This window comes from Rudanella paleaurantiibacter (assembly GCF_009184635.1).
GTDB lineage: Bacteria > Bacteroidota > Bacteroidia > Cytophagales > Spirosomataceae > Rudanella > Rudanella paleaurantiibacter.
This window is the reverse complement of sequence record NZ_WELI01000001.1, coordinates 464141-478732: the sequence shown is the minus strand read 5'-3', so window position 1 is coordinate 478732 and position 14592 is coordinate 464141. Positions and strand designations below refer to the sequence as shown.

The following is a 14592-nucleotide window of genomic DNA, read 5'->3' as shown; positions in this document are numbered from 1 at the left end:
AACCGGCAGGAGGGAAAAAGACAAAAGTCTCAGCTTGCCTACGCCGAAAATTAAGGGCGGAAGCACGCTGAGACCTTTGCTCAAATGCAGGGGGCGTAATTACGCTTTTGCTTTCCGCTCTTTCACGCGGGCAGCCTTACCCTGGCGACCACGGAGGTAGAACAGACGAGCACGACGTACTTTACCCAGACGCAGAACTTCTACTTTGTCGATGTTTGGCGACAGTACGGGGAAGATACGCTCTACACCGATGCCGTTTGAGATTTTACGAACGGTGAACGTTTCGCCGTTGGTGTTTGGGTTACGGCGTTGAATGACCGTACCCTGGAACACCTGAATACGCTCTTTATTACCCTCGCGGATTTTAACGTGCACATTGACCGTGTCGCCTGCCCGGAAGGTAGGCATATCAGCCCGACGCTGTGCGTTGTCGGCTTCCACTAATTTGATCAGGTCATTCATGACTGTAGTGTATCGTCAGCTAAGTTAATGCGAACACAAGGTTGCGAGCACCACGCTTGCAGCGCCTTGATGTTGTAAAATGAGCCGCAAAGATAAGGAGAAATTAAGCAAGGTGAAAGCTTCTTTCACTAATTTGTTGAGCAACTGCTTCATAAGCCGCCATTGAGTCGGAATGATTGGGCGATTACAGAGTTTTTGCCTAATTCGCGTTGCAAGAATAAATAGGAACACGGAGTAAACGGACAAAGCAAATCATGACCGATTGCCCTTTATTGTCCGTTTTAGTCTGTTCAATCCATTTAACCCGTGTTCCTATTCCAAGCCAACTATGAAAATCCTGAACGTTAACCAAATCCGCGAACTCGATCAGTACACCATTCAGCACGAGCCCATTGCCCCCATCAATCTGATGGAACGCGCTTCAGAAGCGTTTGCCGACTGGTTTGTGGCGAAGTTCCCGGCCACGCGCCCCGTTAAGATTTTCTGCGGTTTGGGTAACAACGGGGGCGATGGCATGGCCGTAGCCCGTATGCTGCTTCAGCTCGACTATAACGTGGAGGTAAACGTAGTTCGGTACGCGCCCCGCGAATCCGACGACTGCGCCCACAATCACCGCCGTCTTAAGCTGCTCACCAATCCGAACTACATCGAGAAACCACAGGATATGCCGGCACTACGGCATAACGAGATTGTGATCGACGCCATTCTCGGTTCGGGGTTATCGCGGCCCACGGAAGGAATCGTTAAGACCGTGATTGAGGCCATTAACCGGTCGCCAGCCATGGTAATCTCCATCGACATTGCCAGTGGTTTATACGCCGATCGGCCTAATCAGCCCGGTGATGTAATTGTCGAGCCTGATTATACGCTGACATTTCAGCTGCCCAAGCTAGCGTTTTTGCTCCCCAAAAACAGCCGGTACGTGGGCAATTGGCAGGTGCTTGATATTCGGCTCAGCCGACGCTACATTGACCAGACACGTACGTTATACTACTACACCAACCCTGAGGAAGCCCGACTGCTCCTGCGCACCCGCGACCGATTTTCGCACAAAGGGACGTTCGGGCACGCTCTGCTTCTGGCCGGGAGCTACGGTAAAATTGGAGCCGCCCTGCTGGCGAGCCGGGCCTGTTTGCGGTCGGGTGTAGGGTTACTCACGGTTCAGACACCCCGTTGCGGTTACGATATTCTACAAACGAACGTCCCCGAGGCTATGTGCCGCCCCGATCAGCATGAGCACGTTCTGACGGGTATGAGCGACATTTCAGGACCCGATTTTAGTGAGTACTCAGCCGTGGGTGTGGGGCCGGGCATTGGGCAAAGTCCCGAAACGGTTTCGATGCTTCGGGGGCTGTTACAATCGCTCCGCAAACCGGCCGTTTTCGATGCTGACGCTCTGAACATTCTGGCTAAAAACCGGGATCTACTGGGCCTACTACCCGAACGTAGTATTCTGACTCCGCACCCCAAAGAGTTTGAACGGCTCACCCAACGTTGGGAAAACGACTACGACAAACTCGAAATTTTGCAGGACTTTGCCCGTCGGTATGACGTAGTGGTGGTTCTGAAAGGAGCCCATACGGCCATTGCCACCCCCGAAGGCGAGGTGCATTTCAACTCAACGGGTAATCCGGGGTTGAGCACCGGTGGCACGGGCGATGTGCTGACGGGCGTGATTACGGCCCTGCTGGCGCAAGGGTACGACCCGGTTGAAGCTTCGGTATTGGGTGTGTACAGCCACGGTTTGGCGGGCGATATTGCAGCGGCCAACCGCGGACAAATTGGACTCACGGCCACCGATGTGATCGAACATCTGCGCTGGAATATGTAGAAAAGTGTGGGCAAAAACTGCACAAAAGTGTGGATTTTTATACCCAATCCAAGTTGACTGCCGATAAACAGAACCGTGAAATTCAACCGCAGGATACGTAGTAATACGTATTCCGTAAAACCCGTACTAATGCGCTAAAAGTCTTCACGAGATGGTATGAAATTTGTGACATCCATAACATACTCATCTTAAAATAGACAGTGCATATGGCAAACCTCACCACTAAACCACTACGTACCAATCGTTCTACGCGTAAAATGCAAACGGGTATGGACCAGACCATGGCGCTGGGAGGCCTGACCTTCGCTTTGTTCACCTACATCGTTTATCACTTTGTTTACCCCCTGATTTCGAAGGGGTTGCTTTGGTAATACTCCCTTCTATCTATACACCCATGAAAAAGCCCGCTTTTGCGGGCTTTTTTGATTTGGAGAACACTATCCGGCTTTACGAAAGAGCCTGATACGTCAGATAGGCGGCTCCGTAAGCCAGTAGCATCATGTATACCAGTTGTATGGCAGGCCACTTCCAGCTTTTGGTCTCGTGCAGGGTTGCGGCCAGCGTACTCATGCACATCATGGCAAACACGTAAAAAATAAGCAGCGACCACGCCAGCGCTTCGGTGTACATGGGCCCGCCGGTGGTTGGGTTTCGCTCGGCTTTGAGCCGTTCCCGAATCGTGACCCCTTCTTCATCCGCTCCATCGCCAATGCTGTAGATGGTCGCCATGGTGCCTACAAACACCTCACGGGCAGCAAACGAACTGAGCAGGGCAATCCCGATTTTCCAGTCGTAACCCAACGGCCGGATAGCGGGCTCGATAAAGTGCCCAAACCGGCCCGCATACGAGGCTTCGAGCCGTTCAGAGGCCACCCGGTTGTCAAGTTCAGCAGCTTCTACACCCACCGACTGCGCCCGCACCCGGTCTTCAGCCTGCTGCATCGAGTCGCCGGGGCCATAGTTAGCCAGCACCCAGAGTACAATCGAGATAGCCAGAATGACGCGACCGGCCTCCCACACAAACGAGCGTACGCTCTCCCAAACCGTCAGGCCCACATTGTTCCATCGGGGCAGCTTAAACGTGGGCAGTTCCATGATAAAAAAGCTACGCTCTTTTGTTTTCAGAACCAGCTTGAGCACATAAGCCGCTATGAGAGCACTCAACAATCCGAGCAGGTACAGGCCCATGAGTGCCAGCCCTTGCAGATTAAACAGCCCCAGAACCCGCTCATTGGGCACAACGAGGGCAATCAGAATGGTGTAAATAGGCAGTCGCGCCGAACAACTCATGAGGGGCGTTACCAGAATAGTAATGAGCCGGTCGCGCCGGGTGCCAATACTGCGCGTGGCCATAATGGCTGGTACTGCACAGGCCACCCCCGAAATAAGAGGCACCACACTCCGGCCGTTGAGCCCGAACTTGCGCATAATTCGGTCCATGATAACCATGACCCGCGCCATGTAACCCGATTCTTCGAGCAGGGCCACCAGCAAAAACAAAAAACCGATTTGCGGAATAAATACCAGAATACCGCCGATACCTGCCAGAATCCCATCGGTAAGCAGATCGGTGAGCGGACCGGGCGGCAAAGTTTCTTTCAGCGTACCGTTGAGCCAGGCAACACCTTCATCAATAAAGTCCTGCAAGGGAGTTGCCCAGGCAAAAATAGCCTGAAAAATAAGGAGCATAATCAGCCCAAATAGCGCATAGCCCCAGAGCGGATGTAGCAACACCCGGTCGAGCTTCTGGCTCCAGGTCAGTTGACCATCGGTTTTCTGCTGGGTAACGGCCTCTGTCAGCAGAGCTGCAATGCGTTTGTAGCGCGTGATGGTTTCGTTGGCCTGAAACTTAATCTCACTAAAGTCGTGCCGGGCGATGAGTGTGTCAAGGCCCTGCCGCTGTTCGGCACCAAGAAACGAAAACCCGTCGTGCTGAATCAGGTACTGCAACGCCAGATAATTGTTATCGAGCTTGTACTGCTCACGCGTTTCGCCAATCAGTTCCGGGATTTCTTCGGCCGGATCATAGAAGAGTTTGGCCGGCAACGTCGGTTGTAGCAATTGCCCCTGAACCGCCTTCCGTACCTGATCGAGGCCTTCGCCGGTACGGGCGTTGATCCGAATTACGGGTACGCCCAATCGCATGGCGAGCCGGGCGCCGTTGACCTCTTTGCCCTCGTCACGGGCCACATCGAGCATGTTCAGCGCCAGAATGGTCGGGACGCCCAAATCAGCAATCTGGGTAAACAGGAGCAGATTCCGGTGCAGGTTCGAGGCATCAACCACAACAATAGCAACATCCGGGTAATCAGGATGCGCCGGATTAGCCAGAATATCAGTTACGAGTTGCTCGTCTAACGACTTGGGGTAGATGGAGTAAACACCCGGCAGATCGACAATGGTTGCCGTAGTCTGGGCATCAAGGGGCCAGGTACCGGATTTTTTATCGACGGTAACACCGGGAAAGTTTCCGGTTTTCTGGCGCAGGCCGGTCAACTGATTAAACAGCGACGACTTACCGGCATTGGGGTTGCCCACAAGGGCTATTACGGGGGCAGACAAAACAGTTACAGTTTACAGTTTCCAGCTTGCAGTTCACAGTTTGCAGTTCTGACTTTGCTATCGGGTATCTACAACTGTAAACTGAAAACAGTACACTGAAAACTATTCAACAAGGATAGTAGCGGCCTCGGATCGACGCATAGACAAGCAGTACCCGGCTACGTTGAGGCAGATCGGATCGCCCAGTGGAGCTTTGCAGTGCAGACACACCTCAGCACCGGGCAGGCAACCCATTTCGAGGAGTTTGAGCGACATCAACTGGTCATTGAACGACTGGATGGTGGCCCGCTCGCCAATTTTCAGGTCAGCAACACTACGCTTGCTCATAACGGTGGTGCCGCATCGAAACGGCCAAAACTATTTAGATTCAGTTTAATTAACGCAAGTTTACAACGGAAAGTTTGTCTGTGCAAGCCACAACTCAAAGTTTAGGTTCGCTGCACCGGGTAGTCGGGTTGGCAGGCCGCTAGTCCATACCGGGTGGGTCGTAGGCGAGGCTACCATTTACCCCCGAAACATTGTCTACTTTACCCTGCAACTTCACCGTCTAAGCCGTAACTTTGCAACCCGATTGTTTAGGTATGTCAGAATCGATGCGGCAGATAGGTGCCCTGATGCGTAAAGAGTTTGTGCTGGAGTGGCGGCAACGCTACGCTCTCAATGGTATGCTTTTGTACATTGTGGGGGCCGTATTTGTGTGCTACCTCAGCTTCAACGCCCGCCGGGGGCAGCTGACGCCCATTGTCTGGAACACCGTTTTCTGGATTATTCTGCTGTTTTCGGCCATCAATGCAGTGGCCAAAAGCTTTGTGCAGGAACGCGCCGGTCGGCTGCTGTACTACTACACCGTGGCCAGTCCGCTCCAGATCATTGTTTCCAAGATTCTGTACAACACGGTGCTGATGCTGGTGCTGGCCGGGCTGGGGTTTGTGACCTACGCCTTTGTGCTCGGTAATCCGGTGCAGGATATTCCGCTGTACCTGCTGAGTCTGGTGCTGGGGGCCGTAGGCTTTGCCGGTTCACTCACACTCGTAGCGGGTATTGCTTCGAAAGCCGAGAACTCGGCCACTCTGATGGCCATTCTGAGCTTTCCGGTTATTCTGCCCCTGTTGCTGATGCTGCTGCGGATTTCGAAAAGTGCCCTCGACGGGCTCGACCGGAGCTTGAGCAGCGACGAGATTATCACCCTGCTGGCCATCGACGCCATTGTGCTGGTGCTTTCGGGCTTGTTGTTTCCGTTTATATGGCGGAGCTGAAACGGGTTTTGAGTTTATTGTTTATGGTTGTCGACGAGCCAGTTTTAGGATAAACAGCGCCCCTTATTGCAGTTGTGTTTACCCGTTGTGCTTTACAACCAAAAACGAAAGACCAAAAACCAAAAACTATAAACGATGAAAAAGAACTGGTGGAAGGGCGTTGCTGTCCTGCTTCTAACGTACGTAGTGTTCTGGGGATTACTCGGCCCGACTCCGCGTCAGCCGATTCTGAATGAAAGTATCCGGAATGTGTATTTCCACGTTCCGCTCTGGTTTGGCATGGTCATTCTGCTCTTAACGGCGGCTATTTTCTCCGGGCGTTACCTGCGCTCGGGCAACCCCGAGCACGACCGCGTAGCCGTCGAGTTTACCAATACGGCACTGGTATTTGGCCTGCTGGGCTGCCTGACCGGCTCTATCTGGGCTAACTTTACCTGGGGCGAGCCCTGGCCTAACGACCCTAAACTCAACAGTGTAGCCGTGGGTATGCTGCTGTATCTGGCCTACGTGATTCTGCGCGGCTCGTTTGATGATGAGCAGCGCCGGGCCCGCATCTCGTCGGTGTACAACATCTTTGCGTTTGCGGTATTCATTCCGCTTATTTTCATTGTACCCCGCCTGACCGATTCGCTGCACCCCGGCAACGGAGGTAACCCCGCTTTTGGGCAGTACGATATGGACAATCAGATGCGGATGGTGTTTTATCCGGCCGTGATTGGGTTTACGCTGCTCGGCGTCTGGATTACCGAAATACGGGTTCGCACCTGGCGAATTGAGGCCTACATCGAGGAATGATTCAGCCGGTTTTGCTGTTATAAAGCCGACCCACGTTTATCTCAATTTTTGCTTAGTTAAGTCAATGTTCCGGCCCGCCCGGAACTCCCAAAACATACTTTCATGAATGTACTTCTTTCGCTTTCGCTGGCGTTGACTAGTTGGTTCCAACAGCCCGAATCGGTTGAAATGGCCGATCAGCTCCGGGCCGATGGCAAAATCTGGGTGGTTGTACTCGTTATAGCCGTCGTGTTTGCCGGGCTGATTACGTATCTGATTCGGCTGGATCGGCAATTGGGCCGTGTAGAAAAAGAAGTACAACGCAAAAGGCTGGACAAGAAGCCGCTTGATGCTTAATTTTATCTCCGTAACACACTGAATTGCAAACATGAAACTGACACATATTCTCGGAATCATTGTGATTGCCATTGCCATTGGCATCATCGTTTCAACAGCCGGTGACGCCAGTGTCTATACCACCTTCACCAAGGCAGAAGCCATGGCCAAAGAAGGTAACGGCGACATGGTACACGTGGTTGGTAAGCTGCCCAAGGACGGTAGCGGCCGTATCACGGATATGCTGTACAATCCCCAGATTGACCCGAATCATTTTGAGTTTACCCTCGTGGATAACGAGAATAATGCCCGCCGGGTAGTGTACAACAGTCCCAAACCGCAGGACTTTGACCGCTCGGAGCAGATTGTGGTGATCGGCGCTGTAGAAGGTAATCACTTCCAGTGCAACAAGATCCTGCTGAAATGCCCCTCGAAGTATCAGGATGGAAAGTTGGAAACAACAGAACACGAGGCAAAAACGGCAAAGCTATGAGCGTTCAGGAAATCGAGATCGCGATTAGCCAACTAAGCGATCAGGAAAAGTGGCAGCTGTCGGATTGGTTCACTGAATACATGAATCAGCAGTGGGATAAGCAGCTTGAAGAAGACGCCGTAACGGGTCGTCTGGACCATTTAATCCGTGACGCTAAGGAAGAAATTCGTAAAGGTGATTTTAAGCCTTTATGAACCACAGGGCGACGGGTAAATTCTGGAAATGCTATTTCGATTTACCAGAAGCTATTCAGGAGTTAGCTGATAAGAACTTTGCGTTAGTAAAAGCTGACCCAGAGCACCCTTCTTTGCACTTTAAGGAAATAAAAGGCCGTGATGGTTTATGGTCAGCCCGGGTGGGCGATCACTACCGGGCACTTGGGCTTTTAGAGGGTGATGATATGTATTGGTTCTGGATTGGTCATCACTCAACGTATAACAACCTCATTAAGCGGTTATGATTCACGAAACCATCGGCCAGGTTGGCCACTTTTTTGTAATTCTGTCGTTTGTGACGGCGTTGGTGGCTACGGTCGCCTATCTGCTTTCAGCACTCGGTAAAGGGCAGGCGCTTCAGGCCGAAGCCGTATCTGAACCCGAACTGGCCTATGCCGGCGAAACAAGCCGGGGTAGCGTGGCTACCAAACGGCCTAAACAGGCAAATACGGGCAAGGCTACCCTACCCGCCCGCGACGATTGGCGTTCGCTGGCCCGCTGGGCCTTCTATGTACACGGTGCGGCTATTGTAGGGGTCATTGTGTGCCTGTACTACATTGTTTACAACCACTATTTTGAATACCACTACGCCTGGAGTCACTCATCGCTGGCGTTGCCGGTGCAGTACATGATCTCGTGTTTTTGGGAAGGGCAGGAAGGTAGCTTTTTGCTGTGGCTGTTCTGGAATGCCTTCCTGGGCGTTATCCTGATCAACACCAACAAACAGTGGGAAGCCCCCATGATGACGGTATTTGCGTTGGTACAGGCGTTTTTGGCATCCATGATTCTGGGTGTGGTGTTTGGCGGTACGTTTAAGATTGGTAGCTCGCCGTTTCTATTGCTGCGCGAAGCCATGCCCGATACCCCCATCTTCGCTACTGACCCTAACTTCGTTCCGAAAGATGGTAACGGCCTGAACCCCCTGCTCCAGAACTACTGGATGGTGATTCACCCGCCCACCCTGTTTCTGGGTTATGCACTCACGCTGGTACCCTTCGCCTACTGTATTGCCGGCTTGTGGCGCAACCAGCCCCTTGAATGGATTCGGCCGGCACTGCCCTGGACGCTCGTAGGCGGCCTGATTCTCGGCGTTGGTATCATGATGGGTGGCTACTGGGCCTACGAAACCCTCAACTTTGGGGGCTACTGGAACTGGGACCCCGTCGAAAACTCGGTGTATGTGCCGTGGCTCGTACTCGTGGCCAGTCTGCACACCATGCTTATTGCCCGCAAAAGCTCGATTGGTCTGAAAACAACCGTGATTCTGACCATCTCGACGTTCCTGCTCATTTTGTACTCAACATTCCTTACCCGGAGTGGTATTCTGGGCAATGCCTCGGTACACTCGTTTACCGACCTCGGCCTGTCGGGGCAGTTGCTCGTGTACATGCTGGTGTTTGTGGTGGGGGCGGTGCTGATTATGGCCCGGAAATGGAAAGTAATACCCACCGATGCCGAAGAAGCCTCTATTTACACCAAGGAATTCTGGCTGTTCATTGGGGCGACCACACTTACACTGGCGGCTTTTCAGGTGATTGCCACCACGTCGATTCCGGTGTACAACAAAATCATGGAAGGATTCGGGATCATCTCGAACCTGGCTCTTCCTGCCGATCAGATTGCCCACTACAACAAGTTTCAGGTTTGGTTCTTTATCATCATTGCCATCCTTACCGGTGTGGGGCAGTACCTCTGGTGGCGTAAAGTAGAAGGTCGCAACTGGACGGCGCTAACCACGCCCGGTATCATCACATTATTGCTGAGTGCCGGGATCATTGTCGTCGCCAAGATGTCGAACCCGATTTACATTGTTCTGACGGTGGCCTCAGTGTTTGCGCTGGTCACTAACGGCACCGTTCTCTGGGGCATTATCCGGGGCAACTACCGCCTGTCGGGCGGGGCGGTGGCGCACATCGGTATGGCGCTTATGCTTATCGGGATACTGTTCTCAGCGGGCTACTCGAAAGTCATTTCGATTAACAATAGCGGCATCCCGATCTCGAAGCGCGACGAGTTTACGAAGAACAATAACCAGGAAAACAAAGAGAACGTACTGCTCTGGATCAATCAGCCGGAGCGTATGGACAAGTTTCAGATGACCTACCGGGGGCAGCGCATCGAAATTCGGGATGTGCCGGGCTACGTGCCCCGCTCCTGGGTAACGGTTATCGAAGGCGACTTCCACGGCATTGCCCAGCGTGATATTGAGCAAAACGGAAAGGTTTACCACAAGAAAGGCGATACGCTGGCGCTTTACCCCGAAAACGTGTACTACGAGGTAGAGTACCGCGAGCCCGACGGCAAAATCTTCACGCTTTTCCCACGCGCACAGGCTAACCCCCGTATGGGCCTGCTGGTATCGCCTGATATTAAGCGCAACGCCGGCCGGGATTTGTACACGCACGTGTCGTCGGTGCCGGACCCGAACGCCGATAACGAGTGGAGCCGTACCGAAACATTCAGTGTAGCCGTGCGCGACACATTCTTTGTGAACGATTACGTGGCCATTCTGGACAACGTGACGCGGGTTGATAAAGTCGATGGCGTTACGCTCGGCCCCGGCGATGCCGCCGTGCAGGCGCAGGTTCGGGTGCTCGACAAAAATGGGGAGTACATGCTGACTCCTTCGTTCATCATCCGCGACAAAATGGTGGCACGCCCGGCGTTTGTAAGCGACGAACTCGGTGTTCGGATGCAACTGATGGAGATCGACCCACGCACGGGCAATTTCACCTTCGGGGTCAACACCACACAGCGCGACTACATTGTGATGAAAGCCTACGAAAAGCCACTGATCAACGTCTTGTGGATCGGAACGCTGATAGTAGCCCTTGGCTTTGGTATGTCGACCGTACGGCGGTATCGGGAGTTCAGTAAAATGCGCGATAAAGGATTGGCATGAAACTAAACGAAACACTTCTGCTGGCCGGAGCCGCCGGGGCCCTGCTTATCTGGCTACTGGAATTGCAGCGGACCAGTTTTGCCGAAAGCTACATTTATCTGATGCTCTGTCTGGCGCTGTTGTTCACGCTCCAGTTTGTGAGAAACAAGCGGATTCAGCGCGAAAAACAGGTGTCGCCAACGATTAAGCAGATGGCCGCCGATCAGAAGAAAAAGAAACAAAAGTAGTGAGCAGTGAACAGTGAGCAACGATCAACGAACAGTAACCCGTTGATCGTTGCTCACTGTTCATTGTTCATTGTTCATTGTTCATTGTAAACGATGCTCCTTCTCCTTGGTGCTTTTCTGGCGTTGGTTCTGGCCGGCTTCTTCTCGGCCGTCGAAACGGCGTACCTATCCGTGAACCGGGTATACTTCGAATTGCACAGCAAGCAGGGGCCTCTGGCCGAAAAACTGGTGTCGCAGTTTCTTAAGAAGCCTATTCTGTTTGTGGGGACTACACTGGTTGGTAATACGTTGTTTCTGGTGCTGTACGCCGTGCTGGGTGTAACAGCCTTACATCCCCTGCTCCTCCAGACGCTCCCCGATCAGTACGACAACCCGTTTGTGGTGATTACCCTCGAAACGGTTATCCTGACGGTGGTTTTCATGCCCGTTGCCGATTACCTGCCCAAGAGCCTTGCCCTGATTCACCCCGACGCGTTTCTTGAGCGATTGGCCGTACCACTTTGGGTTATTTATCAGGCCATTGCTCCTATCGTGCGAATTCTGGTGAGTACGGCCCGTTTTTTCAACCGGTACGTGCTTCGGCAAAAACAGGATGAAATTCGTCCGGTTTTTGGGCTCACTGACCTCAATCAGTACCTGCAACAGGCCCACCACCGCACTTCTGAACGAACCCCGAATGAAGACGAGGTCGATGTAGATACCCGGATTTTCAACAATGCCATTGAGTTTCGGGATGTGCGGGTGCGGGATTGCCTCATCCCGCGTCGGGAAATAACGGCCGTTGAGGTCGATGATAGTATCGACGATCTGCGCCGGGCGTTTCAGGACAGCGGCCACTCCAAAATTCTGGTGTACCGCGAGAGTATCGACGATGTGATTGGGTATTGCCACGCGCTTGCCTTATTTGGCAAACCCGCTACCATTGAGAGCATTCTGACGCCTATTGTGACGGTGCCCGAAACCATGCCTGCTCAGGATCTGCTCCTGCGGTTTACGAGCGAACGGAAAAGCCTTGCCTTAGTGGTGGATGAATTTGGCGGAACGGCCGGTCTGATCACCATCGAAGATATTGTCGAGCAGATTTTTGGCGAGATTCAGGATGAGTTTGACACCAATGAAGACTGGACCGAACGGCAGATTGACGAAAATACGTATCTGCTCAGCGCCCGCCATGAGATTGCGTACCTCAACGAGCAATACGGCTGGGATATACCGGAGGGCGATCAGCCCTCGGCCCGGTACGACACGCTCGGCGGCCTGATTCTGGCGCTTAACGAAGACCTCCCAAGCGTAGGCGAGCGCATCGAAATGTCGCCCTTCATATTCACCGTCGAATCGATGGACGGCACCCGTATCGACACCGTGCGGGTAGAAGTGCGGGAAGAGTAGGTTTTTGATGGATAATGAATAGTGAATAATGGATAATGGCCTGCCGGGTACATACCTGCGCCAGCCCATTATCCATTATTCACTATTCATTATCCATTACTCACCACCTGCTCCAACATAGCGATGTATCCCTTCACGCCCTCTTCAATTTCGCGCAGGTAGATAAACTCGTTGGCGGTATGCGAACGGCCCGAATGACCGGGTCCGCACTTGAGCGAAGGGCAGTTAAGCAACGCCTGGTCAGAGGTAGTCGGTGAGCCGTAGGTCGTCCGGCCCATAGCCAGCCCGGCCTGAACAATCGGGTGCTCAACCGGGATGCTCGACGGTTTCAACCGAATGGAGCGCGGTTTCACCTCGGAGCTGATATGCTGCCGAATGGTTTCAATGATTTCTTCGAGCGTGTACTGCTCGGTCACGCGGATGTCGACAGTGAACGTACAGGCATCGGGCACCACGTTGTGCTGCGTACCGGCATTGATAATCGTCACCGACATTTTGATGGGCCCCAACGTGGGCGACACCTTCGGAAACTGGTATGTGGTGAGCCAGTTAATATCCTGAATCGCCTTGTAGATGGCGTTTTCCCCTTCGTTGCGAGCCGCATGCCCCGAACGTCCGTGGGCCGTGCAGTCGATCACGAGCAGGCCCTTTTCGGCCACGGCTAATTGCATTTCGGTAGGCTCGCCCACAATGGCAAAGCTGATGGGCGGCAGATCGTCAACAATCATTTCCAGCCCTTCCCGACCCGAAATTTCTTCTTCGGCCGTAGCCGCCATGACTATATTGTATTGCAGATCGGAGTGGTCGTAGAAATAGCAGAACGTAGCCAGCAACGACACCAGACAGCCGCCCGCATCGTTAGAACCCAAACCATACAGTTTTTCATCCTGCACGAGCGGCTCAAACGGGTCGAGTGTCCACGACGGATTGGGTTTTACGGTATCGTGATGGGAGTTGAGCAGCAGCGTTGGTTTTGCCGGATCGAAGTAGCGATTGTAAGCCCAGATATTGTTTTTCTTCCGACGAAACGGAATCGACTGATCGGTCAGAAACTGCTCAATCAGCAGGGCCGTTTTGTCTTCCTCCCGGCTAAACGAAGGAGTAGCAATCAGCTGTTTGAGCAGCGAGATGGCTGACTCGGTCAGGGCTTGCTGTCGGGAGGTAGTTTGGCTAATCATGCAGTTAGTTCAATAGTACGGTTAGTCAAAGATACGTTAAGCCTCATAAAATCGTACGCCCTTCTCGCGCAAAAACCGCTTGATCACGTCCGCATGAACACACAGGCCCACATTCAGAAAGGGGTAGTTTGAGACTTTCGTTTTGCGGTTATTAACCAGTACCTCACGGTCTTCGATGTCGAAACCAAGGTGCAGGTGCCGGGTTGCCGACTGCATACCGCAGATAAGCCCGCGCACATCGAAAAGTGGCCCTCCACTTTGCCCACGCAGGCCGGGCGTACTCATTTCAACCCCCGAAATGGTACCGTCGGGGTCGGCAATCAACCGTGTCACAATGCCGTCGATCGGGAAGCGTACTGATTCCGTCCGGCCGCTCTCGGTCCACTCAATATCATCGAGTTGGGGGTTGTAGCGGAAATTGGTAAAGTCGGGAAACGGAAAGCCCAACCGGCACAAACTACGGCCGGGTTTAATGTACGAGGTGTCTTTGGCAAACACCGCGTGCGACTGATACAGGGTTTGGGTGTATCCCTCAAACCGAATCAAGGCCAGGTCGTACACCGGGTGCATATCGATATGGATCTTTTGCATCCGGTCAACACAGCCGTGGAAGTTGTTGCGCAGTCGCACAATAGTCTCGGCCTGTAGCTTGTAGCGTTCTTCCAGCAAGCGCAGGTGTTCGGGGTAGTGCCGGTCGCGCGGCAACTTGCGCCGGTCTGCCTGGAAATTGAGATAGTGTTTGTAGATATCGTCGGCGCGTACAATCAGCTCAGCAACGTGCTTACAGGTAACGGCACACCCGTCTTCATTCACAAAAAAAAGGGTCGCGCTACCGGGCACCACTTCGCTGTGTCCATACAGCCGAATGATGGATTGTAACGGGCGGGTAAACGGTTCGACACGCTCAATGGCGTCAACAAACATAGCAACCAGGTTAAAAAAGTAAGCGACAAAGATAGCACGCAAG

The 14592-nt window shown here is 53.0% G+C and carries 16 protein-coding genes; 11 read left to right on the top strand and 5 right to left on the bottom strand.

Annotated elements, in window-relative coordinates; translation table 11 throughout:
• Nucleotides 1-99: 99 nt before the first annotated feature.
• Nucleotides 100-462, bottom strand: a complete 363-nt coding sequence (gene rplS, locus F5984_RS02075; RefSeq protein WP_019987753.1) for a 50S ribosomal protein L19 — start codon at nt 460-462, stop codon at nt 100-102.
• 328 nt (nt 463-790) lie between these two features.
• On the opposite strand from rplS, the gene F5984_RS02070 reads away from it, so the two are divergent.
• Both F5984_RS02070 and F5984_RS26485 read left to right on the top strand, forming a co-directional pair.
• Complete coding sequence (locus F5984_RS02070; protein ID WP_152122329.1) at nt 791-2293, top strand: NAD(P)H-hydrate dehydratase; 1503 nt, start codon at nt 791-793, stop codon at nt 2291-2293.
• 206 nt (nt 2294-2499) lie between these two features.
• Nucleotides 2500-2664, top strand: coding sequence for a hypothetical protein (locus F5984_RS26485; RefSeq protein ID WP_185155393.1), 165 nt, complete (start codon nt 2500-2502; stop codon nt 2662-2664).
• A 76-nt stretch (nt 2665-2740) separates the two neighbouring features.
• Here F5984_RS26485 and feoB read toward each other — a convergent pair whose 3' ends face one another.
• Nucleotides 2741-4855, bottom strand: coding sequence for a ferrous iron transport protein B (feoB, locus tag F5984_RS02065; RefSeq protein WP_152122328.1), 2115 nt, complete (start codon nt 4853-4855; stop codon nt 2741-2743).
• Nucleotides 4856-4957: 102 nt separating this feature from the next.
• Nucleotides 4958-5182: a FeoA family protein gene (locus F5984_RS02060; protein WP_019987757.1), complete on the bottom strand. Its 225-nt coding sequence runs from the start codon at nt 5180-5182 to the stop codon at nt 4958-4960.
• 254 nt (nt 5183-5436) lie between these two features.
• Here F5984_RS02060 and F5984_RS02055 point away from each other — a divergent pair, with 254 nt between their 5' ends.
• The 9 genes from F5984_RS02055 to F5984_RS02015 all read left to right on the top strand — a co-directional run bounded on the left by F5984_RS02055 (nt 5437) and on the right by F5984_RS02015 (nt 12447).
• The gene (locus tag F5984_RS02055) at nt 5437-6111 is read left to right on the top strand and encodes a heme exporter protein CcmB (protein ID WP_152122326.1); all 675 of its coding nucleotides are present in this window, start codon (nt 5437-5439) and stop codon (nt 6109-6111) included.
• A 135-nt stretch (nt 6112-6246) separates the two neighbouring features.
• Nucleotides 6247-6906, top strand: a complete 660-nt coding sequence (ccsA, locus tag F5984_RS02050) for a cytochrome c biogenesis protein (RefSeq protein WP_152122324.1) — start codon at nt 6247-6249, stop codon at nt 6904-6906.
• 102 nt (nt 6907-7008) lie between these two features.
• Nucleotides 7009-7242: a CcmD family protein gene (locus F5984_RS02045; protein ID WP_152122322.1), complete on the top strand. Its 234-nt coding sequence runs from the start codon at nt 7009-7011 to the stop codon at nt 7240-7242.
• A 31-nt stretch (nt 7243-7273) separates the two neighbouring features.
• Nucleotides 7274-7714: a cytochrome c maturation protein CcmE domain-containing protein gene (locus tag F5984_RS02040; protein ID WP_019987761.1), complete on the top strand. Its 441-nt coding sequence runs from the start codon at nt 7274-7276 to the stop codon at nt 7712-7714.
• Entirely contained in the window at nt 7711-7908 is a 198-nt protein-coding gene (locus F5984_RS02035; RefSeq protein WP_152122320.1) for a hypothetical protein, read from the top strand. The genes F5984_RS02040 and F5984_RS02035 overlap by 4 nt, the downstream gene beginning before the upstream one ends.
• Nucleotides 7905-8174 (top strand): type II toxin-antitoxin system RelE family toxin, encoded by a 270-nt coding sequence (locus F5984_RS02030; RefSeq protein WP_152122318.1) that lies wholly within the window; start codon nt 7905-7907, stop codon nt 8172-8174. The genes F5984_RS02035 and F5984_RS02030 overlap by 4 nt, the downstream gene beginning before the upstream one ends.
• On the top strand, nt 8171-10831 hold the full coding sequence (gene ccsA, locus F5984_RS02025; protein ID WP_152122316.1) for a cytochrome c biogenesis protein CcsA: 2661 nt from the start codon (nt 8171-8173) through the stop codon (nt 10829-10831). Before F5984_RS02030 ends, ccsA (F5984_RS02025) begins: the two co-directional genes overlap by 4 nt.
• A complete protein-coding gene (locus F5984_RS02020; protein WP_152122314.1) occupies nt 10828-11058 on the top strand; it encodes a hypothetical protein in 231 nt (76 codons plus the stop codon). Before ccsA (F5984_RS02025) ends, F5984_RS02020 begins: the two co-directional genes overlap by 4 nt.
• A gap of 93 nt (nt 11059-11151) precedes the next feature.
• Nucleotides 11152-12447 (top strand): hemolysin family protein, encoded by a 1296-nt coding sequence (locus F5984_RS02015; protein WP_152122312.1) that lies wholly within the window; start codon nt 11152-11154, stop codon nt 12445-12447.
• 89 nt (nt 12448-12536) lie between these two features.
• Here F5984_RS02015 and F5984_RS02010 read toward each other — a convergent pair whose 3' ends face one another.
• Complete coding sequence (locus F5984_RS02010) at nt 12537-13625, bottom strand: M20 family metallo-hydrolase (RefSeq protein WP_152122310.1); 1089 nt, start codon at nt 13623-13625, stop codon at nt 12537-12539.
• Between the two features lie 36 nt (nt 13626-13661).
• Nucleotides 13662-14549, bottom strand: coding sequence for a trypsin-like peptidase domain-containing protein (locus F5984_RS02005; RefSeq protein WP_152122308.1), 888 nt, complete (start codon nt 14547-14549; stop codon nt 13662-13664).
• Nucleotides 14550-14592 lie beyond the last annotated feature (43 nt).